This is a genomic window from Agromyces fucosus (assembly GCF_004134865.1).
Lineage (GTDB): Bacteria > Actinomycetota > Actinomycetes > Actinomycetales > Microbacteriaceae > Agromyces > Agromyces fucosus.
The window spans coordinates 525,095-548,898 of the sequence record NZ_SDPO01000003.1 but is presented as its reverse complement, the minus strand read 5'-3'; the positions used below and the strand labels follow the sequence as shown (position 1 = coordinate 548,898).

At 71.1% G+C, this 23,804-nt stretch carries 21 protein-coding genes; 11 read left to right on the top strand and 10 right to left on the bottom strand.

The genetic code is table 11. The annotated features are described in order from the left end of the window. Positions 1 to 95 precede the first annotated feature (95 nt). Positions 96 to 992 carry an EamA family transporter gene (locus ESP57_RS14050; RefSeq protein WP_129232030.1) on the top strand — a complete coding sequence of 299 codons (897 nt, stop codon included), beginning with the start codon at positions 96 to 98 and terminating at the stop codon, positions 990 to 992. A gap of 40 nt (positions 993 to 1,032) precedes the next feature. Here ESP57_RS14050 and ESP57_RS14045 read toward each other — a convergent pair whose 3' ends face one another. From ESP57_RS14045 to ESP57_RS14035, 3 genes are all read right to left on the bottom strand, one after another. Beyond that, positions 1,033 to 3,516: a DEAD/DEAH box helicase gene (locus ESP57_RS14045; RefSeq protein ID WP_129232183.1), complete on the bottom strand. Its 2,484-nt coding sequence runs from the start codon at positions 3,514 to 3,516 to the stop codon at positions 1,033 to 1,035. A gap of 189 nt (positions 3,517 to 3,705) precedes the next feature. After that, positions 3,706 to 4,449, bottom strand: a complete 744-nt coding sequence (locus ESP57_RS14040; RefSeq protein WP_129232029.1) for an LGFP repeat-containing protein — start codon at positions 4,447 to 4,449, stop codon at positions 3,706 to 3,708. 246 nt (positions 4,450 to 4,695) lie between these two features. Continuing rightward, entirely contained in the window at positions 4,696 to 5,289 is a 594-nt protein-coding gene (locus tag ESP57_RS14035) for a TetR/AcrR family transcriptional regulator (RefSeq protein ID WP_115960955.1), read from the bottom strand. Between the two features lie 96 nt (positions 5,290 to 5,385). On the opposite strand from ESP57_RS14035, the gene ESP57_RS14030 reads away from it, so the two are divergent. After that, the gene (locus ESP57_RS14030) at positions 5,386 to 5,715 is read left to right on the top strand and encodes a putative antibiotic biosynthesis monooxygenase (protein WP_129232028.1); all 330 of its coding nucleotides are present in this window, start codon (positions 5,386 to 5,388) and stop codon (positions 5,713 to 5,715) included. A gap of 84 nt (positions 5,716 to 5,799) precedes the next feature. Next, positions 5,800 to 8,001 carry a hypothetical protein gene (locus ESP57_RS14025; RefSeq protein ID WP_129232027.1) on the top strand — a complete coding sequence of 734 codons (2,202 nt, stop codon included), beginning with the start codon at positions 5,800 to 5,802 and terminating at the stop codon, positions 7,999 to 8,001. A 96-nt stretch (positions 8,002 to 8,097) separates the two neighbouring features. On the opposite strand, the gene ESP57_RS14020 is transcribed toward ESP57_RS14025, so the two are convergent. Then, entirely contained in the window at positions 8,098 to 8,820 is a 723-nt protein-coding gene (locus tag ESP57_RS14020; protein WP_158556761.1) for a DUF1353 domain-containing protein, read from the bottom strand. A gap of 204 nt (positions 8,821 to 9,024) precedes the next feature. Here ESP57_RS14020 and ESP57_RS14015 point away from each other — a divergent pair, with 204 nt between their 5' ends. After that, positions 9,025 to 11,532, top strand: coding sequence for a phosphoketolase family protein (locus ESP57_RS14015; protein ID WP_115960943.1), 2,508 nt, complete (start codon positions 9,025 to 9,027; stop codon positions 11,530 to 11,532). 67 nt (positions 11,533 to 11,599) lie between these two features. Here ESP57_RS14015 and ESP57_RS14010 read toward each other — a convergent pair whose 3' ends face one another. Together ESP57_RS14010 and ESP57_RS14005 are read right to left on the bottom strand one after the other, a co-directional pair. Beyond that, a complete protein-coding gene (locus ESP57_RS14010; protein WP_129232026.1) occupies positions 11,600 to 12,391 on the bottom strand; it encodes a hypothetical protein in 792 nt (263 codons plus the stop codon). Positions 12,392 to 12,934: 543 nt separating this feature from the next. Beyond that, positions 12,935 to 13,924, bottom strand: a complete 990-nt coding sequence (locus ESP57_RS14005; protein WP_115960936.1) for an aldo/keto reductase — start codon at positions 13,922 to 13,924, stop codon at positions 12,935 to 12,937. Positions 13,925 to 14,104: 180 nt separating this feature from the next. Between ESP57_RS14005 and ESP57_RS14000 the strand changes: the two genes are divergently transcribed. Continuing rightward, positions 14,105 to 14,722: a GyrI-like domain-containing protein gene (locus ESP57_RS14000; RefSeq protein WP_129232025.1), complete on the top strand. Its 618-nt coding sequence runs from the start codon at positions 14,105 to 14,107 to the stop codon at positions 14,720 to 14,722. Between the two features lie 116 nt (positions 14,723 to 14,838). Here ESP57_RS14000 and ESP57_RS13995 read toward each other — a convergent pair whose 3' ends face one another. Genes ESP57_RS13995 through ESP57_RS13985 form a run of 3 tightly spaced genes read right to left on the bottom strand, consistent with a single transcriptional unit; the run spans position 14,839 to position 16,243 of the window. Then, complete coding sequence (locus tag ESP57_RS13995) at positions 14,839 to 15,279, bottom strand: VOC family protein (protein WP_115960930.1); 441 nt, start codon at positions 15,277 to 15,279, stop codon at positions 14,839 to 14,841. Positions 15,280 to 15,330: 51 nt separating this feature from the next. Beyond that, complete coding sequence (locus ESP57_RS13990) at positions 15,331 to 15,804, bottom strand: SRPBCC family protein (protein ID WP_115960927.1); 474 nt, start codon at positions 15,802 to 15,804, stop codon at positions 15,331 to 15,333. A 1-nt stretch (position 15,805) separates the two neighbouring features. After that, positions 15,806 to 16,243 (bottom strand): ArsR/SmtB family transcription factor, encoded by a 438-nt coding sequence (locus ESP57_RS13985; protein ID WP_129232024.1) that lies wholly within the window; start codon positions 16,241 to 16,243, stop codon positions 15,806 to 15,808. Between the two features lie 224 nt (positions 16,244 to 16,467). Between ESP57_RS13985 and ESP57_RS13980 the strand changes: the two genes are divergently transcribed. Beyond that, positions 16,468 to 16,890, top strand: a complete 423-nt coding sequence (locus ESP57_RS13980; RefSeq protein WP_341539091.1) for a VOC family protein — start codon at positions 16,468 to 16,470, stop codon at positions 16,888 to 16,890. Positions 16,891 to 16,899: 9 nt separating this feature from the next. Here the strand turns inward: ESP57_RS13980 and ESP57_RS13975 are convergent, their stop codons facing one another. Further along, complete coding sequence (locus ESP57_RS13975; protein WP_115960924.1) at positions 16,900 to 17,358, bottom strand: MarR family winged helix-turn-helix transcriptional regulator; 459 nt, start codon at positions 17,356 to 17,358, stop codon at positions 16,900 to 16,902. Positions 17,359 to 17,478: 120 nt separating this feature from the next. On the opposite strand from ESP57_RS13975, the gene ESP57_RS13970 reads away from it, so the two are divergent. The 5 genes from ESP57_RS13970 to ESP57_RS13950 all read left to right on the top strand — a co-directional run bounded on the left by ESP57_RS13970 (position 17,479) and on the right by ESP57_RS13950 (position 23,734). Beyond that, positions 17,479 to 18,690, top strand: a complete 1,212-nt coding sequence (locus tag ESP57_RS13970; protein ID WP_056011313.1) for an MFS transporter — start codon at positions 17,479 to 17,481, stop codon at positions 18,688 to 18,690. 32 nt (positions 18,691 to 18,722) lie between these two features. Further along, positions 18,723 to 19,565 carry an aldo/keto reductase gene (locus ESP57_RS13965; RefSeq protein WP_129232023.1) on the top strand — a complete coding sequence of 281 codons (843 nt, stop codon included), beginning with the start codon at positions 18,723 to 18,725 and terminating at the stop codon, positions 19,563 to 19,565. A gap of 63 nt (positions 19,566 to 19,628) precedes the next feature. Next, positions 19,629 to 20,327 (top strand): type 1 glutamine amidotransferase domain-containing protein, encoded by a 699-nt coding sequence (locus ESP57_RS13960; protein ID WP_056011319.1) that lies wholly within the window; start codon positions 19,629 to 19,631, stop codon positions 20,325 to 20,327. A 198-nt stretch (positions 20,328 to 20,525) separates the two neighbouring features. Further along, the gene (locus ESP57_RS13955; protein ID WP_129232022.1) at positions 20,526 to 22,652 is read left to right on the top strand and encodes an amylo-alpha-1,6-glucosidase; all 2,127 of its coding nucleotides are present in this window, start codon (positions 20,526 to 20,528) and stop codon (positions 22,650 to 22,652) included. Between the two features lie 14 nt (positions 22,653 to 22,666). Next, entirely contained in the window at positions 22,667 to 23,734 is a 1,068-nt protein-coding gene (locus ESP57_RS13950) for a glycosyltransferase (RefSeq protein ID WP_129232021.1), read from the top strand. The last annotated feature ends 70 nt before the right edge of the window (positions 23,735 to 23,804 follow it).

Here is a 23,804-nt window from a genome sequence, read left to right as displayed (position 1 = left end):
CACACGCGCTGCTCAAATGAGCAGATCACCGGACGGCAGTCGCACGCATGAGCAGATCGGGCCTCCCGCTCATGCCGGATACGCTGGGCAGCACCATGCTCACCGCCGTCCTCTCGCTCACCGGAGCATTCGTGTTCGGGGCGGCGGACTTCCTCGGCGGGATCGCCGCGAAACGCATCGGCGCCGTGTTCGCCACCGCGGTCGCCGCGCTCGCCGGATTCATCGGCCTTGCCGTCGCGACCCCGCTGTCGGGTGGGGCGTGGACCGTCGCCGACCTCTGGTGGGGCGCTGCGGCCGGTGTCGCGGGGGCGGTCGCCATCGGCCTGCTCTACGCCTGCCTCGCGATCGGCCCGATGTCGATCCTGTCGCCGCTCACCGCCGTGGTCTCCGCGATCGTGCCGATGCTCTGGGGGCTCGCGACCGGCGCGCGGCTCGGTCCGCTCGCGCCGTGGGCGCTCGGGCTCGCGCTCGTCGCGGTCGTGCTCGTCGGCTTCGTGCCCGAGCGCGGCGCCGTCAGGCCGAGCATCACGGGCATCGTCATGGGTCTCGGATCCGGCACTGCGATCGGCGCGTTCTTCATCCTCATCGACCGGACCTCCGATGAGAGCGGCCTCGCGCCCCTCGCGGTCAACAGCGCCGTCACCGCGGCCGTCATGTTCGCCCTGGTCGGCGGGCTGGCACTCCGCATGCGGGCGAAGCGGCCCCGGATGCCGCGGGCCGACGAACCGGCGGACACCGCCATCGTCGCTCGGGACCGGGCACGCGGCATCCGTCTCGCCGTCGTCGGCGGACTCGTGAACGCGGCCGCGAACGCCCTCATCCTCTTCGGCATCCGCGCCGGCGAGCTCGCGATCGCCGCCGTGCTCGGCGCGATGTACCCGGCCGGCACGATCCTGCTCGCGGCGATCGTGCTGAAGGAGCGCATCGCACCGGTGCAGTGGGCCGGGCTCGTGCTCGCGCTGGCCTCGGCGGCCATGCTCGCGGTCGCGTGACGCGGCGGCGGAGCGTGACCCGCCGGAGGACGACGCGCCGCTATAGTCGCACGACCTCGGTGACGCGCACGACCGCCGCGCCCTCTTCGGCCGAGGCGTCGAGGTCGACCTCGGCACGGATGCGCCAGTCGTGGTCGCCCGCGGGGTCGTCGATCGTCTGCTCGACGCGCCACGTGCCGCCCGCGGCATCCGACTCGTCGATCGCGACCAGTCGCGGCGATCGGGCCGCGGGCCCGGTGCCGATCTCGTCGTGCTCGGCGTAGTACCGGTCGAGGGCGTCGGCCCAGCCCGCCTCGGGGTCGAGCTCGGCGAGGTCGTCGTCGCGCTCGAGGGCCGCGAGCTGCACGCGGCGGAAGAGCTCGTTGCGCACGAGCACGGTGAAGGCGCGGCGATTGGTCACGACCGACGGCGGGGCCGGCGGCACGACCGCGACCTCGTCTTCAGGGAGGTGCGCGGTGGGGTCGATGAGCTCGTTCCACTCGTCGACGAGGCTCGAGTCGACCTGGCGCACGAGTTCGCCGAGCCACTCGATGATGTCGAGCAGCTCCTCGTTCTTCGCCTCGGTCGGCACCGTCTGGCGGATCGCCCTGAATGCGTCGGAGAGGTAGCGCAGCACGAGGCCCTCGCTACGCGCGAGCTGGTAGAAGCCGACGTATTCTCCGAACGACATGCTGCGTTCGAACATGTCGCGCACGACCGACTTCGGCGAGAGCTCGAAATCGCGCACCCACGGCTGGCTGGACGCGAAGACCTCGAACGACTGGGCGAGCAGTTCGTCGAGCGGCTTCGGCCAGGTGACGAGCTCGACGAGCTCCATGCGCTCGTCGTACTCGATGCCGTCCTGCTTCATGCGGCCGATCGCCTCGCCGCGCGCCTTGAACTGCTGCTGGGAGAGGATCGGGCGCGGGTCGTCGAGGGTCGACTCGATGACGCTCACGACGTCGAGCGCGTAGTGGCCGGTGCCGACGCCGTTCTCTGCAGTGGCCTCGGGATCGAGCAGCTCGATCGCGGCGAGCGCGAACGGCGACAGCGGCTGATTCAGCGCGAAGTTCGGCTGCAGGTCGACCGTGAGTCGCACGATCGGCAGTCCCCCACCCGACGGCGGCAGCAGCTCGGCGACGCCGGCGTCACGCAGGGTGCGGAAGATCTCGAGCGCGCGGCGCGCGAGCTCGAACTTCCGCGCACGCGGTTCGTGGTTGTCGAAGACGAGCGAGCGGATGTCGCCGATCACATCTCCCCCGCGGGCGATCACGTTGATCAGCATCGCCGCGGTGAGCTTCAGTTGCGGCACGAGCGGCTCGGGCTCCGCCGCGACGAGTCGCTCGTACGAGGCCTCGCCCCACGTGATCTGACCCGCCGGCGCCTTCTTGCGCACGATCTTCTTGAGCTTCTTCGGGTCGTCGCCCGCCTTGCGGACGGATGCCTCGTTCTCGATCTCGTGCTCGGGCGCGAGCACGACGACCGTGCCGGCGGTGTCGTAGCCGGCCCGCCCCGCCCGCCCCGCGACCTGGTGGAATTCGCGCGCCGTGAGCTGGCGCATCCGCTGTCCGTCGAACTTGGCGAGCGCGGTGATGAGCACCGTGCGGATCGGCACGTTGATGCCGACGCCGAGCGTGTCGGTGCCGCAGATGACGCGCAGCAGCCCACGCTGCGCGAGCGTCTCGACGAGCCGCCGGTACCGCGGCAGCATGCCGGCGTGGTGCACGCCGATACCCGCGCGCACGAGTCGCGAGAGGGTCTTGCCGAAGGCGGTGTTGAAGCGGAACCCGCCGAGCGCCTCGGCGATCTCGTCGCGCTGCTCGCGCGTGACCACGCGGATCGACGAGAGAGCCTGCGCCCGCTCCATCGCCGCGGCCTGCGAAAAGTGCACGATGTAGACGGGGGCCTGGCGCGTCTCGATGAGCTCCTCGACCGTCTCCTGCACAGGGGTCTTCGCGTACGAGAAGTGCAGGGGCACCGGGCGGTCGACGCCGGTGACGAGTGCGGTCTCACGGCCCGTGCGCCGTTTCAGGTCGACGGCGATCGCGGTGACGTCGCCGAGCGTCGCCGACATGAGCACGAACTGCGCCCGGTGCAGCGTGAGCAGCGGCACCTGCCAGGCCCAGCCGCGGTCGGGGTCGCCGTAGTAGTGGAACTCGTCCATGACGACCTGGTCGACGTCGGCGTCGGGCCCGTGCCGCAGTGCCAGGTTCGCGAGGATCTCGGCGGTGCAGCAGATGATCGGGGCATCCGGGTTGACCGAGCTGTCGCCGGTCACCATGCCGACGTTCATCGCGCCGAAGACCTCGACGAGCTGGAAGAACTTCTCGGAGACGAGGGCCTTGATGGGCGCCGTGTAGTAGCTGCGCCCGCCGCGGGCGAGGGATGCCGCGTGGGCCGCGACGGCCACGAGCGACTTGCCGGTGCCCGTGGGGGTGGAGAGGATGACGTTCGCTCCGGAGACGATCTCGACGATCGCCTCGTCCTGCGCGGGATAGAGCGAGAGGTCCCGGCCCTCTGCCCAGTCGACGAAGGCGAGGTACATCTCGTCGGCGTCGTACGGGCTCGGCGCGAGCTCAGGCAGGGTCGGGGTCACCCGTCGAGTCTGTCACGTCGCCGAGCACGCACCCGTGGGCCGGTCGGGACCCTTCGTGTCGCACGGGACCCCGGATATCCATGGTCCCGTGCGACACGAGTGGTCCGCGGATGCCGCGCCCTGCCGGGCCTCGGGCGGTCAGGCCTCGGGCGCGAAGTCCGAGCGGAGCCGGTCGAGCGTGTCCTCATCGACGGCGTCGAGTGCGCCGACCGCATCGGGATCGTCGCCCGACGGATCGATGACCACGACGGGGCCGGTCGACGACGACCACTCCACCGTGCCGTGCTCGAAGACGCCGCGGAGCACGCCGGTCGCGGGCACGAGGTCGACGTCCTGCACGGGCAGGCCGAGCGCCGAACGCTCCCACCCGAGCAGTGCCCAGATGTCGCGCACCATGCCGAACACGATCGCGGGCCCGTGGGCCGGGGTCCAGTAGATCGACCCGCCCTCGAAGTGCGCGAACCCGCCGGGGAGTCGTCCGCCGAACTCCGAGGCGGCGAGCGGCTGTTCGTCGGTCGTCGGGAAGCCGAGGAACGACGTCTCGCCGCCCACGCCCTGCCAGTGCTCGGCGATCGGCCCGTGCACCTCGTGGGCGCCGGTTCGCGCCGACCAGTAGACGGAGCCGCGCTCGAACTCGCGTCGGTACATCTCGCCCTCGCCGAGGCGCGTGTGCGGCGCCGTCGCCTCGCCGAGCCAGGCGTGCTCGGCGCGCTTCGCGCTGATCGCCGGCACGGCGAGGAGGAGCTGGTTCGCGGGGTCGTAGCGCACCGCGGTGCGGAAGTCGCTCCAGCTCCGCGCACGGTCGACGTGCGCGGAGCGCACCTCGCCCCGCGCGGGTGCGGCGTCGCGATGCCGGCTGAGGTGCATCATCCGTTCGGTCATCGCCCTGCCCTTCTCTGCCGGCTGCCTTCGCAACCCGCCCGTGCCCCGAAACGGGGGAAGCCGGCCTGCACGTCGTGTTCGGGACTCGGTGCTGACCGGCTATCCGATCGACCACTCCGCGGTGACAGTTCCCCCTGCGGTTCGCGGAGCGGCGATCGCTACTCACAGTACGAGCGGCACCGGATGCCGCGGATCAGGGTTATCCCTGAACTCCGCCCTGATCTCGGCGGCCCGTGCCCGCACGGTCTACGCCCGCTGCGCCGCCTCGGCGAGGAGTTCGACCGTCTGCACGATCGAGGCGCGGCGCGCCGCGCGTCGGGCCGCCGATGCCTCGCCGGTTCCGACGAGCAGCTCGTCGAGGTGGCCGAGCACGGGCCAGGCGTTCACGAGCGTGACGATCGTGAGGAGGAGCTCGGCCGCCTGGGTCCGATCGAGGCCGGGCAGGAGCCGCTGGAACCCCTCGACCTTCACGCGGTGGTACTCGGCGCGTGCGGCATCGACGGCCGCGCTCTCGCCGCGCTCGAGACCCTCCCAGAAGACCAGGCGCGGGATCGTCGCCTCGGCGACGTGGTGATCGAAGAGCCGCCCCGCGTAGTCGCCCGCCGCGGCCGGGCCCTCGCCGGTCATCGGGACGGCGTCCATCGTGCTGCGCAACTGCGTGGCGAGCACGGTGGCGAAGAGCTCGTGCTTCTTGCCGAAGTACTGGTAGATGCGCTCCTTGTTGACGCCGGCGTTCGCCGCGATGCGATCGATGCGGGCACCGGCGAACCCGTGCTCGCTGAACTCCGCGGTCGCGGCGTCGAGCAGGAGCCGTTTCGTGCGCTCGACGTCCCAGGCCATGTTGCCACTCTAGCAAATTTCCAACTGAACAGTTGTGGATACTGATCTCGTGTGGTTCAATTGCAACCATTCAGTTGGAAACACGGAGGAATCACCATGAGCAACAGCGTCGGCAGCAGCGCCCCCAGTCCCGTCACGACCGCATCGGCCCCGGCCGTTCCCCTCGCCCCGCCGTCGATCCACGTGCGCGCCGTCATCACCTGGCTCGCGATCTTCCCCCTCGTCGCCATCGGCATGATCCTCATCGGACCGGTCTCCGAGTCGTGGCATCCCGTGCTCCGCGCCTTCGCACTGACCCTGGTGGTCGTGCCGCTCGCCGTATACGTCGTGGTGCCGCGCTTGCTCGGCGTCTACGCCGCGATGCGCCGGCGCCGTGTGCAGGTACTGGCAGCCCGGGAGACGCAGGAGGCTCAGGGCCCGCACTGACCTGCACCTCCGCGACGGCACAGGCGACACGGGGCCGGTCGAGCCGCTAGCGTTCGCTGAGACGCACTCGCTCGAGGAGAATCCATGCGGATCGCACCCAGCCCCACGCCCGACGAGTCAGCAGCCCCGCCGCCGACGGACGCCGACCTCGACGCCGTCGACGACGCTGACGACGCCAGCGCCGACGGCACCCCCGACCGAGCGCCCGGCACCGCCGATTCGACGGCCGGACGCCGTGCCGCGCCATCCGGAGCCGTTGCCTTCGACCGCGCGCTCGTCGTCGTGCACGGCATGGGCAACGCGTATCGAAGCCAGATCCTGCTCGAGTGGGCCGAGCCGCTGCTCGCCCGCATGGACTGGCTGGCCCGCGACCGGGTGATCGGCGCCGACGAGCGGCACGGCGTCGCGATCCTCGAGTCCGACCTCTCGGGCGACCTGCCGATCATCACGGCGACGGTGCGCTCCCCCGGACCACTCGCTCAGGCATCGGGCAGACCCGCCGGCGAGGCCGACGACGTCGTGCAGAGGATCGCCATCATCGAGGCTCGCTGGTCGGAATCCTTCGTGCCGATGAGTCGCGGCCAGATCTTCCAGTGGGCCGTCGTCTTCATGTGGCGCATGATCTGGCGCATCCTCGACCTCTTCGTCGGCACCATGGTGCTCGTCCCCTGGTACACCCTCGTGCAGCACTGGAAGAAGGCGCCGGGGGCGTCCCGCAAGCTCCCGAAGCTCGTCGATCTCGCGATCGACAGCGTGCGTCTCGTGGTCTGCACGATCGCCTTCGCCGTCATCTGGCTGTTCCTCGTGCTGCTCGCCACGGTGCTGACCCCGATCCTGCCGCTCATCAGCCCGCTCCTGCTCATCCCGTGGTTCAAGAAGGTGGCCCAGGGATTCATCGACGGCATTATCGAGTCGATCGGGGATGTCGCCGCGTGGAAGGAGCGTCCCGTGCGCGCCTCGGCCATGCGGCTCGTCGTGCGCGACGCCCTCGCCCGCGCCAAGGAACTCGTCGGCGACGACGGCGACGTGCAGCTCTTCGCGCACTCGCAGGGCGCCGCGGTCGCGACGCTCGCGCTCTTCGAGGAGCTGACCCCGAGCGACTTCAACGTCAGCCGCCTCTCCACCGTCGGGGCCGCGGTGGTGCTGCTCGGGCGCGACCGTTGGCTCGGCCGCCCCGACGAGTACGCGCCGGTGTCGGACTGGCTCGCTCGCAACCGGGCCGCCGGCGCTGACGGCAGGGTGGACTGGGCGAACTACTGGGCGATCTGGGACCCGTTCTCCGCGGGCCCCATCGCCGATACCGCACCGGGGCGTCGCGAACGGTGGCGGAACGCCTACTTCCCCGGAGACTCCACCTCGACGGGGCCCGAGGAGCACGCCGTGCACAACACGAGCCAGCCCTTCCTCGACCACTCCGTCTACTTCCAGAACACGATCCAGGTGGTCGAGCCCACCGCACGGCACCTGCTTGGACCCGACTTCCCGAAGGCCCCGGTCGCGGTCGCGCAGGTCGAGAACCTGCTCTCGGTCATCGACAAGAAGTCGCTCGGCATCAACATGCTCGCGGCCGTCGTGATCGCCGCGATCCTGCCCGGCCTGCCGGGCGTCTACGCCGCGTTCGCGACGCTCGCGAGCTGGATCGCCGGTGCGATCGGCTTCCTGATCGGCATCTTCCCGGGCGGTCGGGATGTCGCGGAGGCCGTGCCCGCCACGATCGCAGCGGCCTCGTTCGTGACCGATCCCGAGGGCCTGAACCCGTGGAGCTGGCTCGTCGCCTCGGGCTTCACGCTCGCCGTGCTCATCTGGTTGAACCAGCGCCTCTCGACGGTCACTCGGCGCTCGCGCGAGTGGGACCGGTGCCCGATCGAGCCCCGGCACTGGCTCGTGCTGAGTTCGATCCCGCGTGCGGCCTACGTCTTCGGCGCCTTCGCCTGCGTGTGGCTCGCGATCGCCGCGTGGAGCCGGCCGCCGCTCGAATGGCTGCTGGTGAGTGCCGTGGCGCTCCTGATCATCGCGATCTTCGTCTTCGTCGAGCCGCTCTACGCGCCGGTTCCCGTGATCGTGGCAGCGCGGACCGACAACCCCGAAGCGAACACGCTGGCGGCGGCCCGAGTTCCCACGCCGATGAAGCTCCGCGACGCGGTCGCCACCGAGGAGTTCACGAAGGACCTCGCTGCGCGCCGAGCGCTCCTCCGCCCGAAGGGCCGGCGCGCGGAGATCTGGGCCGGATGGTTCCACCACTGGCCGCAGTCGGCCGAGGCCGTGGGCACCGCGACCACCGAGTAGGACTCACGCGACCTCTTGCGTGTGGGAGGACACGCGCTCGCCGTCCTCCGTGGCGCAAACCGTCGTCAGAACGCTTGGGGGCGAGGGTACGGCGACTCAGCGCCCGCGCACCGTCGGCCGGAACACACCGGCGGGGTCGCCGCCCGTGACGAGTTCGACCGCGGCCTCCACGAGCCGGAACGGCACGACCGCCGCGACCTGCACGAGCACGAACGGCCCGAGCCACCCGATCGAGAACGCCAGCACGAGCTGCGGCGCCGCGAGCCGGCCCCACGCGAACGCGGCGACGGCGACGACGACGAGCAGCGCGAGCCACAGCGGATTCCAGAACGCGGCGACGGATGCCCCGGCCACGACGATGCCGCCGAGCACCGCCTGCCCGACGAACACCGCGCCGGCGGCACCGCCGAACTGCCGCTCTCGATCCGCGGAGACCCACGCCCACATCACCGCGGCACGGAGCAGCGGAACCCGCTGCTCCCGCAGCGCCGTGCGGAACACCCGGTCGTCGACGCGGCGCTGCGCGAGGGCGGCCTGCCGATCGCCGAGCCGTGCGGCGAGCACCGACTGGCGGTCGTGCAGCAGAGCCGGCGCCGACTGGCGACCGTAGCTCGCGACGAGCCCCCAGAGCACGCTCGGCACGGACGCGAGGTCGGAGTCGTCGCCCGCGGCATCCTGCACCGGCACCTCGTAGCGCAGCCCGCTCACCGGGTCGACGTAGGCGAACGGCGCGCGCACCTGGAAGCGATGCCCGTCGGCGGGGCGCTGGGCGAGCAGCAGTTCGCCGAGCGGCCGATCGTCGTCGGTGAGGAATGGCATCGCGGGTCTCCTTCTTTCGGGCGGGCGCTCCCCCACCGCCCATCCTGCTCCCGACCACCGCCGTCGGGGCTCAGCCGAGCAGGAGCGCCGCCGCGAAGCGCGCCGGCGCCGGCACCGCACGAGCCGAGCCGCTCGAGACTCTCGGTGGTGCCGGCACCACGACCGACCTAGGCTCGAAGTGCACTCGAGTCGACAGGGGAAGCCATGTCCGAGGAAGGCGAGCACGACGAGCACCAGGAGCACCGGCAGCGCGAACACGAACCCGGTCGCGAACCGGGAGAGCGCGGACGCGAACGGCATCAGCGCGGGGCATCCGTGCCGCTCGAGGTCGTCGACGCCTGGTGGCGCGCCGCGAACTACCTGAGCGTCGGCCAGATCTACCTGATGGCGAACCCGCTGCTCGCCCGCCCGCTCGAGCCCGGCGACATCAAGCCGCGCCTGCTCGGCCACTGGGGCACCTCCCCCGGACTGAACCTCGTCTACGCCCACCTCAATCGGGCGATCGTCGAACGCGGCACGCCGACGATCTACGTCTGCGGCCCCGGTCACGGCGGGCCGGCGATGGTCGCGAACACCTGGCTCGACGGCACCTACTCCGAGCTGTTCCCGGCGGTCACCGCCGACCGCGACGGCATGCATCGGCTGTTCCGCCAGTTCTCGTTCCCCGGCGGCATCCCGTCGCACGCGGCACCCGAGACCCCCGGCTCGATCAACGAGGGCGGCGAGCTCGGCTACTCGCTCATGCACGCCTACGGCGCGGCACTCGACAACCCGGGCCTCGTGGTCGCGTGCGTCATCGGCGACGGCGAGGCCGAGACCGGTCCGCTCGCGGCGAGCTGGCGCTGCCACTCATTCCTGAACCCGGTGACGGATGGCGCGGTGCTGCCGATCCTGCACCTGAACGGGTTCAAGATCGCGAACCCGACGCTGCTGGCCCGCATCCCCGAGGCGGAGCTCGTCGACTTCTTCCGCGGCAACGGCTACGAGCCGCTGCTCGTGACGGGCGGGTTCGACGGCGAGGACCCGATGGCCGTGCACGGTCGCATGGCCGACGCGATCGACGTCGCCTACGAGCGCATCGCCGCGATCCGGGCGGATGCCGCGGCCGGCGCGTTCGCCGAGACCGCGCCGCGCTGGCCCGCGATCGTGCTGCGCACCCCGAAGGGCTGGACCGGCCCGGGCGTCGTCGACGGCGTGCAGGTCGAGGGCACGTTCCACGCGCACCAGGTGCCGCTCGCCGGCGTGCGCGAGAATCCCGAGCACCTCGCGATGCTCGAGGGGTGGCTCCGCTCGTACCGCCCCGAGGAGCTCTTCGACGGCGAGGGGCGCCCGGCGCAGGCCCTCGACACCCTGCGTCCCGACGGCGAGCTGCGCATGAGCGCGAACACCAGCGCTCACGTGAACGGCGGCATCGCCCGCCCGCTCACACTCCCGCCGCTGGACAGGCATGCCGTCGCCGTCGACCCCGGCGAGCGCGGCGACTCCGCCGAGGCCACCCGCGTGCTCGGCGAGTGGCTCGCCGAGGTGATGCGCGTGAACCCCGACGACTTCCGCCTCTTCGGCCCAGACGAAGTGGCTTCGAACCGCCTCGGCGCGGTGTTCGAGGTCACCGATCGGGTCTGGGCGGAGGCGATGCATCCGCTCGACGAACACCTCGCGCGCGAGGGCCGCGTCATCGAGGCGCTCAGCGAGCACCTCATGCAGGGCATGCTCGAGGGGTATCTGCTGACGGGGCGGCACGGGCTCATCACGAGCTACGAGGCGTTCATCCACATCGTCGACTCGATGTTCAACCAGCACGCGAAGTGGCTCGAGTCCGCGAAGCAGGTGCCCTGGCGGGGCGACGTCGCGAGCCTCACCTACCTGCTCTCCTCCCACGTGTGGCGGCAGGACCACAACGGCTTCTCCCACCAGGACCCGGGGTTCCTGAACGTCGTCGTCAACAAGCAGGCGGACACCGTGCGCGTCTACCTGCCGCCCGACGCGAACACGCTGCTCGAGGTGATGCGGCACGCCTTCGACACGCAGAACCGGGTCAACGTGGTCGTGGCCGGCAAGCAGCCGCAACCGCAGTGGCTCGATCCGGCCGAGGCCGCGGCGCACGTCGAGGCGGGTCTCGGCGTGTGGGAGTGGGCGGGCAACGAGCCCGGCTTCGACCGAGCGGATGCCGCGGCATCCGAGCCCGACGTCGTGATCGCGTGCGCCGGCGACGTGCCGACGACCGAGGCGATCGCGGCGGCGCTGCTCCTGCGCGATCGACTGCCCGACCTTCGCGTGCGCCTCGTGAACGTCGTCGACCTCATGCGCCTGCAGGACCCGCAGCACCATCCGCACGGCCTGCCCGGTGCCGGATTCGATGCAATCTTCACCCGCTCGGCACCCGTGATCTTCGCGTTCCACGGCTACCCGTCGCTCATCCACCAGCTCACCTACCGGCGCACGAACCACGCGAACATCCACGTACGGGGGTTCGTCGAGCGCGGCACCACGACCACGCCGTTCGACATGCTGCACCTGAACGACCTCGACCGGTACCGGCTGGCGCTCGACGTGCTGCACCGCGTGCCCGGCCTCGAAGGCGCCACCGGCATCGCGGAGATCGCCGACGAATGGCACGCGGCTCGAAGCGCCGCCCGAGAGTACGCGTACGAGCACGGCGAGGATCCCGACTGGATCACGGGCTGGCGCTTCGCGCCGTCTCCTCCGGCGTAGCCATCCGCCGTCTCACGACGACGGCGGGCGCCCGGTCTCCCGAGCGCCCGCCGCGAATACCGTCGGGTCAGGCGTCGCAGCCCCAGACGTACTTGCCGTTGTAGTACACGGGCACCATCTCCTTGCCGGTGCACGGCCCGCAGTCCTCATCGCGAGGTGCAGCCGGAAGGCCCGGGTAGAACTCGGACGTGTACGGGTTCGCGGCGGGGGCGGCCGCAGCGGCCTCGCCCGTCGCCTCACCGGAAGCGGATGCCGCGGCATCCGACCCGCCCGACCAGTCGTCGCCCTCGTCGGCGACCTGCTGGGCCGCGGCGTCGGCCGCCGCCTGGGCCGCCGCCGCCTCTGCGGCGAGCTGCGCGGCGACCGCCTGCCGGTGCGCCGCGAGTGCTGCGCCCACCGCGCCCTGTTCGGCGCGGAGCTCGGCGGCGGTCGTCACGACCGCGGCAGCCGAACTCCCGGCTCCGAGCTGGGCGATCACGGCGGTGCTCAAGGACACGAGCCCGGCGACCCCCGCTGCGCCGAGTTCGGCGCCCGCCTCGGCGACGAGCGGTTGTGCACCGCGTAGCGCCTCAGTCGCCGAACGCGCTGCCGCGGCCCCCCGGAGGGCCGTGACATCGAGCCCCGTCGCGCCGATGCCGACCTGACCGCCGACCTCGGCGATCGCGAGTTGCTTCGAATGGGAGAGGTCGGCGGCCGCCTCGGCGCTCTGCGCCTGTCCGGCGATGCCGATCGTGGCCACGATCAGGCCGGTGAGCGCGAGACCGAGCATCCGGTCGACCCGGAACCTGCCCCGGCCCGCCTCGAGCTGCCCGCCCGAGGCCCCGCTGTGCTCGAACGCCATGACTCGTTTGGTGATCATTCGATTCCTTCCTTCGTACGGACCGAGTGTTCGGATCTGCCCGTCTGCTCGACGGGTCGAAGGAGGTTCGCGGCAACGCCGGGCCTGTTCGCAGGGCACGGCGATGAGTCGCCGCGCGATGCACCCGAAATCGTCACTGTCAGCCCCCCGCTAACACCACACCTGTGCAGCGTATCGACGTTGTGACCCGAAATGGGGGCATTTCCGCCGATTTCTCGGTGCGGTGTCGCGGAGCGGGCGGGCGGGCAGGTGCGTGGACTGGGGCGGGCCGGGTGACGGGCTGACGGGCTGACGGGCTGTGCTGGGGCCGGCTGGCGTTGGAACTGCCCCAGCCGGGAGAACTCAGGACCACTCGTGTCGCACGGGACCCGTGATATCCAGGGTCCTGTGCGATACGAGTGGTCCCGTGCGACACGAGTGATCCCCAGCCCATGGCGCGGGGCGGCGAGGCGCGGCGGCGCCGCTGCGCCAGGGCGAGGCGCGGCGGGAGCGGCGTCGATGCGCGGCGGCGCGGCTGCGCCGGGGTGACGGGCCGCCGGGGCGCTACCAGCGCTCGTGCACGGCGGCCCGGATCTCGCGGTCGTAGAGCTCGCGCACCGCCCCGTCGAACGACGGCGGCAACTGCAGCGACCCGGCCTCTGCGTTCGCGCGGGCCTGCTGCGGCGAGCGCGCACCGGGGATCACCGAGCTCACGCCCGGCTGCGACGCGATCCAGGCGAGGGCGACCTGCGCGGGCGTCGCGGTCGGGGCGGCGTCGCGAGCGAGCTCGGTGAATTCGGATGCCGCGCGCACGCCCGTCTCGTAGTCGACCCCCGAGAAGGTCTCGCCGACGTCGAAGGCCTCGCCGTGCCGGTTGAAGCTGCGGTGGTCGTTCGCGGCGAAGATCGTGTCGCTCGTGTACCGGCCGGAGAGCAGCCCGCTCGCGAGCGGTACCCGGGCGATGATGCCCACGCCCGCCGCGACGGCGGCCGGCAGCACCTCGTCGAGCGGCTTCAGCCGGAACGCGTTGAGGATGATCTGCACGGTCGCGACATTCGGCCGTGCGATCGCGGCGAGCGCCTCGTCGACGCGTTCGACGCTCACGCCGTAGGCGGCGATCGAGCCGTCGTCGACGAGGGCGTCGAGGGCGTCGAAGACCCGGTCGTCGTCGTAGACGGTCGTCGGCGGGCAGTGCAGCTGCACGAGGTCGAGCGTCTCGACGCCGAGGTTCGCGCGTGAGCGGTCGACCCAGCCCCGGAAGTGCTCGGCCGAGTAGTTGGCGTGCTCCTGCGGCATCCGCCGGCCCATCTTCGTGGCGACGGTGACGCCCGAGCCCGGATTCGCTCGGAGCCAAGCGCCGATGAGCGATTCGCTCCGCCCGTCGCCGTAGACATCGGCCGTGTCGAAGAACGTGACGCCGGCGTCGTGCGCCGCGTCGAGCACGGCGAAGGCGTCGCCCTCGGCGACCTCGCCCCAGTCGGCGCCGAGCTGCCAGGTGCCGAGGCCGATGACCGAGACCGTTCGGGCGGTGCGGCCGAGGGTGCGAGTCTGCATGATGCTCCAGTGCTGGTCGGGGGACGATCGCCGAGGACGGACGCCGAGGGCGGGCTGACGCCGGCTGGTCTGCGTCGATCGTGTCATGAGCGCGCGCCCACCGCACGCGCTGCGGGTGACACCGCTCGGCCCGACGCGGCGCCCGGGCGCCATGTCGGTGGTGCACGTGAGGCTGTCGGCATGGCTCAGACCGGCAAGTACGACGTGAAGCGCGAACTCCCCTGCTACTCGGCTCCGCGCGGCCGATTCGAGGTCATCGACGTGCCGGAGCTCGCGTACTGCATGGTCGACGGGCACGGCGATCCGAACAGCGCGCCCGAATACGTCGCCGCTGTCGAGGCGCTGTACGCCGTGTCGTACTCCGCCAAGTTCCAGAGCAAGCGAGAGCTCGATCGCGACTACGTCGTCGGACCCCTCGAGGGACTCTGGAGCGCCGACGACCCCGCGACCTTCGTCACGCGCGAGAAGTCGGCCTGGTCGTGGACGATGATGATCTGGCAGCCCGACTGGCTCACCCCCGAGCTCGTCGCCGAGTCGATCTCGAAGGCGACGGCCAAGGCACCGGCTGCGAGGCTCGTGCGCTTCGAGCGGCTCGCGGAGGGCCGCTCGGTGCAGACGCTGCACCTCGGGTCGTACGACGACGAGGGCCCGACCCTCGCACGCCTGCACGACGAGTTCATGCCCGGCGAGGGCCTGCGGTTCAACGGGCGCCACCACGAGGTGTATCTCGGCGACCCCCGGCGAACCGCCCCCGAGAAGCTGCGGACGATCCTCAGACAGCCGGTTGCGCCGGCCTGACCCGCAGGACGCTGCGGGCCCCTGACCGCGAGTGCGGGTCAGGCATGCGGATGCCGCGGGGTGCCGCCCTCGATGAGGGCCGCCCCGCGGCATCCGATCGACGAATGCACGCCGCCTCAGGCCTCCTGCTCGGCGCCGAAGCGCTGGCGCGCCTCCACCGGGATGAGCGGCTGCTCGCCGCGGGCCCTGATCTGCTGCACCGCCCAGGTGTTGCCGTCGGGGTCGGCGAAGCCGAAGAAGGTGCCGCCGTCGCGCTCGTCGAAGACGGTGATCTCACTCGCCTCGACGCCGCGCGAGATCAACTCGTCGCGAGCTGCCGCTGCGTCGGCGACGACGAGCTGCACGCCGTGCAGCGATCCGGGCGCCATGGCGTTCTGCGAGGGCAGCGAGCCGATCACGATCGAGCAGCCCGAGCCGCGGGGCGTCAGCTGCGCGATGTGCATGTCGCCGTTGCGCGTGTCGTGGTCGAGGTCGAATCCGACCTGGTCGCGATAGAACGCGATCGAGCGGTCGAGGTCGCTCACCGGGACGATGACGACTTCCAGTGTCCAGTCCATGAGGATGCTCCGTTCGGTGCGGTGTTCGTGGTGGCGGAGTCGGTGGGGCCGTCAGGCGGCGAGCACACCGTCGAGGCGCTCGTAGCCCTCGCGGACACCCAGCTCCATGTTGCTCTGGACCATGCCGTCGCGGGCCTCGAGGCTCGGGTAGGTGGAGTGGATGCGGAGCAGCGTGCGCCCGCCGCCGAGGTCTTCGAACGCGATCGACTCGACGGCGACGACATCGGGGAAGCCCTCGTACTCGAAGGTCTGCACCGCGAACTCGTTCTCGCGCACCGAGTGGAAGGTGCCGTTGAAGGCGTATTTCTCGCCGTCGGCGTCGACGTGCACGTAGCGGTATCCGCCCTGCGGCACGAAGTCCCAGCGTTCGACCTGCATGTCGTAGCCGTTGGGTCCGAGCCAACGCTTGACGAGCTCGGGGTCGCGGTGCGCGTTGAAGACGGCGGCGACGGGGGCATCGAACTCTCGCTCGATCTCGATGAAGGGCAGGCCTTCGGGCGCGGTGATGGTGACGGGGTTCGTCATTTCAGTTCTCTTCTCTGGCGTGCCCGGCTGCCGTTCCGGGCTCAGCGGAGTCGCCGTCATGCGCGCTCGGCGCAACTGGGGCGACGGATGCCTCGGCGTGGGCGCCGGGGTCTTGGGCGAGCAGCGCGTCCAGTGAGCGGAACTGCTGCTCGTGGATCAGCCGGTAGCGGTCGATCCACGCGGTGAGCGCTTCGAGCTGGGCCGGGTCGAGGTGCACCGGGCGGCGTTGCGCGTCACGCGTTCGCGTGACGAGCCCCGCGTGCTCGAGCACCTGGATGTGCTTCGAGACGGCCTGCTTGGTGATCGCGAACGGTTCGGCAAGCTCGTTGACCGTGGCCGGCCCCCGGCTGAGGCGCGCGATGATGCCGCGGCGCACCGGGTCGGCCAGCGCCATGAAGGCACGGTCGAGCCGATGGTCTGCACCCGGATCGATGATCATTCGCCTATTTCCAACTCATTCGTTGATCAACCATTTGATTGATTAAAAGATACGACGCCCTGCAGCGACTGTCAAGACCCCGCCGCGGCCAAGACGCAGCGCCCGGGGCGTGAGCAGCACAGCCGGTCGCGTGCCTGCACCCACCACCCGCAGGGGTTGCCGTCGATCGCACGAGCGACCAGTATCGGCTTCGACAGCCTCCACAGATCGAAAGGGTTCGGATCATGGTCACGCTCAACCCGTACGTCAACTTCGCCGGCAACGCGCGGCAAGCGCTGGAGTTCTATCATTCGGTCTTCGGCGGCGAGCTCACGACGAGCACCTTCGCCGAGTTCGGCCAGGCCGACGACCCGGCCGACGCCGACAAGCTCATGCACGGCCAACTCGAAGGCGACGGCGGCATCGTGCTGATGGGCGCCGACACGCCCAGCTCGATGGGCGACCCCGGAACCGGCGGGCCGATCTCGATCTCGCTCTCGGGCGGACCCGACGACGACGCCGTGCTCCGCGGCTACTGGGAGAAGCTGCTCGCGAGCGGCAGTGAGATCGTGCCGCTGGAGGTGGCGCCCTGGGGCGACGCATTCGGCATGTGCACCGACGGCTACGGCGTGACCTGGCTGGTGAACATCTCGGCGAACGCAGCCTGACCGCTCAGCTCAGGAGTGCACAGCCGGCAGCGCCACGCCGTGCAGCGCCTCCACGACAGGTGAGAGCTCGGGCTGCTCCCCCGCTTCGGCGAGCACCCGCTCGAGCGTCTCGTCGTGGATCGGCCGCGCCCGCTCGTAGAGTGCGCGGCCCGCAGCGGTGAGCTCGGTGTAGATGCCGCGCCGGTCGTCGGCGCAGAGGATGCGCGTGAGCAGCGCCCGGTCTTCGAGCCGGTTCACGAGCCGCGTCGTCGCGCTCGGGCTGAGCGCCGCGGCACGGGCGAGCTGCTGCATGCGCATGTGCCAGCCGTCTTGGCGGTTGAGCGCGTCGAGCACGGTGTACTCCACGACGGAGAGGTCGACGGATGCCGCGAGCGCACGCTCGAGCTCGGCCTCGATGAGCCCGTGCAGCGCGGCGAGCGTGCGCCAGCCCTGCGCACGCACCTCGACGGCGTCGTCGGCGATGCCCATGTCTCCTCCTCGACTCAGATAGTTGCTTGCGCTTTCTAATTGCGCGTGCAAGTATTAATCCCTGCCGTGCAATAGAGCGCGTCTGCAACTATTCGTCCGAGTCTAACAGGAGAACCACCAATGCCCCTCGGTCTCATCGCCCTCGCCATCGGGGGCTTCGGCATCGGGCTCACCGAGTTCGTGATCATGGGCCTGCTGCCCGAGGTCGCAGCCGACTTCGGCGTCACCGAGGCCGCCGCCGGCTGGCTGATCTCGGGCTACGCGCTCGCAGTCGTGGTCGGCGCCCTCGGCCTGACGGCCGCCACCACCCGCCTCCCCCGCAAGCCGGTGCTCGCGGGCCTCCTCGTGCTCTTCATCGCGGGCAACGCGATCTCGGCCATGGCGCCCACCTACGAACTCATGATGACCGGCCGCGTCATCGCGGCGCTCTGCCACGGCGCCTTCTTCGGCATCGGTTCGGTGGTCGCCGCAGGCCTCGTCGCCCCCGAGAAGGCGGCCGGCGCGATCGCGATCATGTTCACCGGCCTCACCGCGGCCAACGTGCTCGGCGTGCCGTTCGGCACGTTCCTCGGCCAGGAGTTCGGCTGGCGATCGACCTTCTGGGCGATCTCGGCCATCGGCGTGATCGCGCTCATCGGCATCGCGACGCTCGTGCCGAACCTCCGCACCGACGGCCCGGCACCGAGCCTCCGCCGTGAACTCACGGCGTTCCGCTCGGGTCAAGTGTGGCTCTCGCTCGCCGTGACCGTGCTCGGTTTCGGCGGCATGTTCGGCGCGTTCACCTACATCGCGTACACGCTCACCGAGGTGAGCGGATTCGCCTCGAGCGCCGTGCCGTGGCTCCTCGTGCTCTTCGGTGCCGGCCTCGTCGTCGGCAACTGGATCGGCGGACGCCTCGCCGATCGCTCGATCGACGGCACCCTGCTGGGCTTCATCTCGGCGCTGCTCGTCGTGCTCGTGCTCTTCGCCTGGCTCGCTCCGAACCCCGTCGCCACGGTGGTGCTCCTGACCGCGATGGGCGGCTTCGGTTTCGGCACGGTGCCCGCCCTGCAGAGCCGCGTGATGCGCTTCGCCGAGGGCGCTCCGACGCTCGCATCGGGGGCGAACATCGCCGCCTTCAACCTCGGCAACGCGCTCGGCGCCTGGACCGGCGGACTCACGATCGCCGCAGGCCTCGGCTACACCTCGCCCATCTGGGTGGGCGCGATCATCACCGCCGTGGCGCTCGCCGTCATGGTCGTCGCCGCCGTGACCGCGCGGCGACTCCCCCGAGCGGATGCCTCGGGCCCCGTGCTCCTCGACACCGGATCCACCGCGGCAACCGCGGCCTGAACCCCCACTCTCCGAACACCGAAAGCGAGACCATGACCGACCTCACCACCGCCGTGCCCGCCATCACCCTCAACAACGGCGTGCGGATGCCGCAGCTCGGCTTCGGCGTCTACCAGGTGCCCGACGACGAGACGACGTCCGCGGTCGCCACCGCGCTCGACGCCGGATACCGCAGCATCGACACTGCCGCGATCTACGGCAACGAGGCGGGCGTCGGCCGGGCCATCGCCGATTCCGGCATCGCCCGTGACGACCTCTTCATCACGACGAAGATCTGGAACTCCGACCAGGGCTACGACCGGGCGCTGCGCGCGTTCGACGACAGCCTCGCGAAGCTCGGGCTCGAGCAGCTCGACCTCTCGCTGATCCACTGGCCGACGCCGGAGCGCGGGCTCTACCTCGACACCTGGCGAGCACTCGAGCGGCTCTACGCCGACGGACGTGTGCGGGCGATCGGCGTCTCAAACTTCGAACCCGAGCACCTCGACCGCCTCCTCGCCTCGAGCACCGTCGTGCCCGCGGTGAACCAGGTCGAGCTGCATCCCGCACTCCAGAACCGGGCAACGGTCGCGGCGAACGAGCGGCACGGCATCGTCACCGAGGCCTGGAGCCCGCTCGCGCAGGGCGCCGTGCTCGGCGAGGCATCCGTCGTCGACGTCGCCGCACGTCACGGGGTGACGCCCGCGCAGGTCGTGCTGCGCTGGCATCTGCAGCAGGGGCGCGTCGTGATCCCGAAGTCCGTGACGCCGAGCCGCATCGCCGAGAACCTCGACGTCTTCGGCTTCGAGCTGGCGGCCGACGAACTCGCGGTGATCGACATGCTCGAGCGCGACGGCCGCACGGGCCCGCACCCCGCCGAGTTCCACGCCGCCTGAGGCGCGGCACCAAACACCAATACAAGCACCAGCACCAGCACCAGCACCGAAAGGGAACCCCCGATGAGCAGCATCCTCATGATCGTCACCGGCGCGAATTCGCTCACGATGAAGGACGGCACGCAGTATCCGACCGGATTCTGGGCCGAAGAGCTCGTGACCGCCCATCGCGACCTCGTGGCCGCCGGCCACGAGGTCACGATCGCCACGCCGGGCGGCGTCACCCCACCGGTCGACGCCGGCAGCCTCGACCCCGCGCAGACCGGCGGCGAGGCCCAGGCCGCCGAACTCTCGGCCTACCTCGACGCCATCGCCGCAGACCTCGCGGCGGCGATTCCCGTCGCCGACGTCGATGCGTCCGACTACGCCGCGATCGTGCTGCCCGGCGGCCATGGCCCCATGACCGACCTCGCGTTCGACGCGAACGTCGGCCGCGTGCTCGTCGCTGCGAACGACGCGGGCACCATCATCGCCCCGTTCTGCCACGGGCCCGCCGCCCTGCTCTCGGCGAAGCGCGCCGACGGCTCGAACGCGTTCGCGGGCCGGCGCCTCACGGTCTTCACCGACGAGGAGGAGCGAACCGGCGGCACCGGCGAGAACACGCCTTGGTGGGTCGAGTCCGCGCTGCGCGATGCGGGCCTCGTCATCGACTCGGCCGCGCCCTGGAGCGATCACGTGGTCGTCGACGGCAACCTGGTCAGCGGGCAGAACCCGCAGTCGAGCGCATCGGTGGCGCAGCAGGTGATCGAGGCGCTCGCCTGAGCAACTGACGGGCTGATCCGCCGGACGGAGCGGCGGAGCGTGGTCCTCGACCGCGCTCCGCCGTCGCGCGCTCACGCATCACGGCGCCGCTGTCAATCCCCTCGTGGCCGGGTCCGTCCGTGCGTACGGTGAGAATCCATGCGACCGGCGCCGTTGCGAGCATGGCGCCGGTCAGTCGCTCACCCGAAGGGCGGTCTCATGACGGGCTGGAACACGGACACGCTTGCTCAGCCGGCGGGAGCCGGCGCCATCACGATCGTCGAGGGCTCGTCGTTCTGCGTCTCGCACGCGAACGGCGACATCGTTCCCGAACTCCCGCACGGGATGTTCTTCCGCGACACCCGGCTCGTGTCGCGCTCGACCCTCCTCATCGACGGCGCTCCCATCGAACCCCTCTCGGCGATGACGCCCGAGCCCTTCCGGGCGCTCGTCGTCGGACGCGCCGGGCACCTCCCCGGTCGAGCCGACACCCCGCTCACCGTCGAGCGCGACCGCCGGATCGACTGCGGGCTCCGCGAGGAGATCACCATCCGCAACTACTCGCGCGTGCCGATGACCTGCCGGGTGGAACTCGCCCTCGAGGCCGACTTCGCCGACATCTTCGAGGTGAAGGAGGAACGGGCCGGCGGCGCCGCCCACCCGCTCGCCGCCGGCCCGGACGGCCGGCTGCGCGCCGAGTCGGCGAACGCACCCGATCGACTCGGGGTGGTCGTCACCGCCGCCGAGGCATCCGTCGACGCCCCTCGACTCGTGTTCGAGGTCGGCCTGCCTCCGCACGGATCCTGGACCCAGCGCATCACGATCACGCCGACGCTCCACGGAGAAGAGGTCGAACTCGACCCCGTCGGGGCTCCCCTGCACGAGTCGAGTCCGGCCCGCCGGCTCACCCAGTGGCAGTCCTCGATGTGGGTGCCCACGTTCGGCGACGACGACGTCGAGCGCATCATGCTGCAGAGTCAACGAGACCTCGGTTCCCTCCGGATCTTCGATCCCCGCCATCCCGAGCGGGCGGTGGTCGCCGCCGGCGTGCCGTGGTTCATGGCGCTGTTCGGGCGCGACTCGCTGCTCGCCTCGTACATGACGCTCGGCCTCGACCCGACGCTCGCCGTCGGCACGCTGCAGACCCTCGCAGAGCTCCAGGGCTCGAAGTCCGACCCGGCGTCCGAGGAGCAACCCGGCCGGATCCTGCACGAGGTCCGCCTGGGCGCCACCACGAACCTCGCCCTCGGCGGCGAATCGGTCTACTACGGCTCGATCGACGCCACGCCGCTGTTCGTCTTCCTGCTCGGCGAGCTCGCGGCCTGGGGCGCACTGCCCGACGACGACGCCACCGAAGAACTCATCGCGGCGGCCGACCGTGCCCTCGAGTGGATCGAACGTGACGGCGATCGCGACGGCGACGGATTCGTCGAGTACGCACGGCACAACGACTTCGGCCTGATCAACCAGGGCTGGAAGGACTCGTGGGACGGCATCAACTTCGCCGACGGCACCCTCGCGACGGCGCCGATCGCGCTCTGCGAGGTGCAGGGCTACGTGTACGCCGCCTACCGCGCCCGGGCGACGATCGCCGCAGCGCGTGGCGACCACGCCGGCATCGACCGGTGGAACGCGAAGGCCACCGAGCTGAAGGCGCGCTTCAACGAGCGGTTCTGGATCCCGGAACGCCGGTGCTTCGCCGTCGCGCTCGACCGCGACAAGCGACCGGTCGACGCCTGCACCTCGAACATGGGCCACTGCCTGTGGAGCGGCATCGTCGACGACGACAAGGCCGCGGCGGTGGCCGAGCTGCTGCTGTCGGACACGATGTTCACCGGCTGGGGCGTGCGCACGCTCGCCTCCGACATGGGCGCCTACAACCCCGCGAGCTATCACAACGGCTCGGTCTGGCCGCACGACAGCGCGATCGTCGCCGCCGGCCTCATGCGCTACGGCTTCGTCGAGGAGGCGCACCGCGTCATCGTCGGGCTGCTCGACGCGGCGACCCACTTCGGCGGCCGACTGCCCGAGCTCTTCTGCGGGTTCGATCGCGGGCAGTACGCGGAGCCCGTCGTCTACCCGGCGTCGTGCTCGCCGCAGGCGTGGGCCGCCGCCGCGCCGTTCCTCCTGCTGCGCAGCATGCTGCGGCTCGATCCCTCGGTGCCCACGGGCGAGCTCTGGCTCGCTCCGGCGATCCCGCCCGAGTTCGGCGACGTCCACCTCGTGAACGTGCCGTTCGCCGGTACACGGGTGTCCCTCGATTTCGGCCGCGACGACACCTCGGTGACGGGGCTGCCCGACCACATCACCCTGCATACGGCCCCGCGCGGTCCCTCCCGCGCCTGAACTGGAGGTGTCCCATGCGAATCGGCATCATCGCCCCACCGTGGATCCCCGTGCCGCCACCGGCGTACGGCGGCATCGAGTCGTTCATCGACACGCTGGCCCGGGCGATCGTTCGCACCGGCCACGACGTCGTGCTCGCGGCATCCGGTGACAGCACCTCGCCGGTCGAGCGGCTGCCCGGCTTCCCTCCCTCGGGCTCCGACACGATGGGCCTCACGACGCACGAGATGCGGCACCTCATTCGCGCGTACGCGCAGTTCGACGACGTCGACGTCATCGTCGACAACACGCTCGCGGGCCCGATCCTCGCCCGAACGGCCGCCATGGCACCGGTCGTCACCATCGCGCACGGACCGTTCATCCCGCTCGTGCAGGAGCTGTACGGCGCCGCATCGCCCGACATGGCGTTCGTCGCCATCTCCCACCACCACGCTTCGACGGCCGGGTCGGTGCGCATCGCGCGCGTCATCCATCACGGCATCCGCGTCACCGACGTGCCGATGGGGCCGGGCGGCAGCAGCGCCTGCTTCGTCGGCCGGATGAACCCGACCAAGGGCGTCGTCGAGGCGATCCGCGTGGCGGAGCGCGCCGGCATTCCGCTCCGCATCGCCGCGAAGATGCGGGAGCCGGCCGAGCAGGCGTACTTCGCCGAGGCCGTGCGCCCACTGCTCGGCCGGAACGCGGAGTACATCGGCGAGCTGTCGACCGCCGAGACGTGCGCGCTCATGGGCGAGTCGTGCGCGCTCGTCAACCCGATCCAATGGGACGAGCCCTTCGGCCTCGTGATGATCGAATCGCTGGCCACCGGCACTCCCGTGGTGGCGACGCCGCGCGGCTCGGTTCCCGAACTCGTCGACGACGGCGCGACCGGCTTCGTCCGACCCGGGATCGACGAACTCGCGTCCGCACTCGTCGACGCCGCCGCGCTCGACCGGACGGTGTGCCGGGCGCGGGCGCAGGCCCGCTTCACCGACGCGCGGATGGCCCGCGACTATCTCGATCTCTTCGCCGACCTGCTCACGGCCGACGTGCCCACGGCCGGCGCACTCACGGCCGACCGACCGATCCGCCGGACGGCGTGAATCCGGCGCGCACGACGGAGGCCCGCCCGCCATTCGGCGAGCGGGCCTCCCGTAGTGCCGTGTCGGCTCC

Bases quoted from the DNA above. Each gene is read 5' to 3' on its own strand.
- ESP57_RS13990 (WP_115960927.1), bottom strand. From the start codon at position 15,804: ATGACGAACCCCGTCACCATCACCGCGCCCGAAGGCCTGCCCTTCATC.
- ESP57_RS14000 (WP_129232025.1), top strand. From the start codon at position 14,105: ATGGCTCAGACCGGCAAGTACGACGTGAAGCGCGAACTCCCCTGCTAC.
- ESP57_RS13950 (WP_129232021.1), top strand. From the start codon at position 22,667: ATGCGAATCGGCATCATCGCCCCACCGTGGATCCCCGTGCCGCCACCG.
- ESP57_RS14045 (WP_129232183.1), bottom strand. From the start codon at position 3,516: ATGTACCTCGCCTTCGTCGACTGGGCAGAGGGCCGGGACCTCTCGCTC.
- ESP57_RS13960 (WP_056011319.1), top strand. From the start codon at position 19,629: ATGAGCAGCATCCTCATGATCGTCACCGGCGCGAATTCGCTCACGATG.
- ESP57_RS13970 (WP_056011313.1), top strand. From the start codon at position 17,479: ATGCCCCTCGGTCTCATCGCCCTCGCCATCGGGGGCTTCGGCATCGGG.
- ESP57_RS13965 (WP_129232023.1), top strand. From the start codon at position 18,723: ATGACCGACCTCACCACCGCCGTGCCCGCCATCACCCTCAACAACGGC.
- ESP57_RS14010 (WP_129232026.1), bottom strand. From the start codon at position 12,391: ATGATCACCAAACGAGTCATGGCGTTCGAGCACAGCGGGGCCTCGGGC.
- ESP57_RS13995 (WP_115960930.1), bottom strand. From the start codon at position 15,279: ATGGACTGGACACTGGAAGTCGTCATCGTCCCGGTGAGCGACCTCGAC.
- ESP57_RS13975 (WP_115960924.1), bottom strand. From the start codon at position 17,358: ATGGGCATCGCCGACGACGCCGTCGAGGTGCGTGCGCAGGGCTGGCGC.
- ESP57_RS14025 (WP_129232027.1), top strand. From the start codon at position 5,800: ATGCGGATCGCACCCAGCCCCACGCCCGACGAGTCAGCAGCCCCGCCG.
- ESP57_RS13985 (WP_129232024.1), bottom strand. From the start codon at position 16,243: ATGATCATCGATCCGGGTGCAGACCATCGGCTCGACCGTGCCTTCATG.
- ESP57_RS14035 (WP_115960955.1), bottom strand. From the start codon at position 5,289: ATGGCCTGGGACGTCGAGCGCACGAAACGGCTCCTGCTCGACGCCGCG.
- ESP57_RS14015 (WP_115960943.1), top strand. From the start codon at position 9,025: ATGTCCGAGGAAGGCGAGCACGACGAGCACCAGGAGCACCGGCAGCGC.
- ESP57_RS13980 (WP_341539091.1), top strand. From the start codon at position 16,468: ATGGTCACGCTCAACCCGTACGTCAACTTCGCCGGCAACGCGCGGCAA.
- ESP57_RS14050 (WP_129232030.1), top strand. From the start codon at position 96: ATGCTCACCGCCGTCCTCTCGCTCACCGGAGCATTCGTGTTCGGGGCG.
- ESP57_RS14005 (WP_115960936.1), bottom strand. From the start codon at position 13,924: ATGCAGACTCGCACCCTCGGCCGCACCGCCCGAACGGTCTCGGTCATC.
- ESP57_RS13955 (WP_129232022.1), top strand. From the start codon at position 20,526: ATGACGGGCTGGAACACGGACACGCTTGCTCAGCCGGCGGGAGCCGGC.
- ESP57_RS14030 (WP_129232028.1), top strand. From the start codon at position 5,386: ATGAGCAACAGCGTCGGCAGCAGCGCCCCCAGTCCCGTCACGACCGCA.
- ESP57_RS14040 (WP_129232029.1), bottom strand. From the start codon at position 4,449: ATGACCGAACGGATGATGCACCTCAGCCGGCATCGCGACGCCGCACCC.
- ESP57_RS14020 (WP_158556761.1), bottom strand. From the start codon at position 8,820: ATGCCATTCCTCACCGACGACGATCGGCCGCTCGGCGAACTGCTGCTC.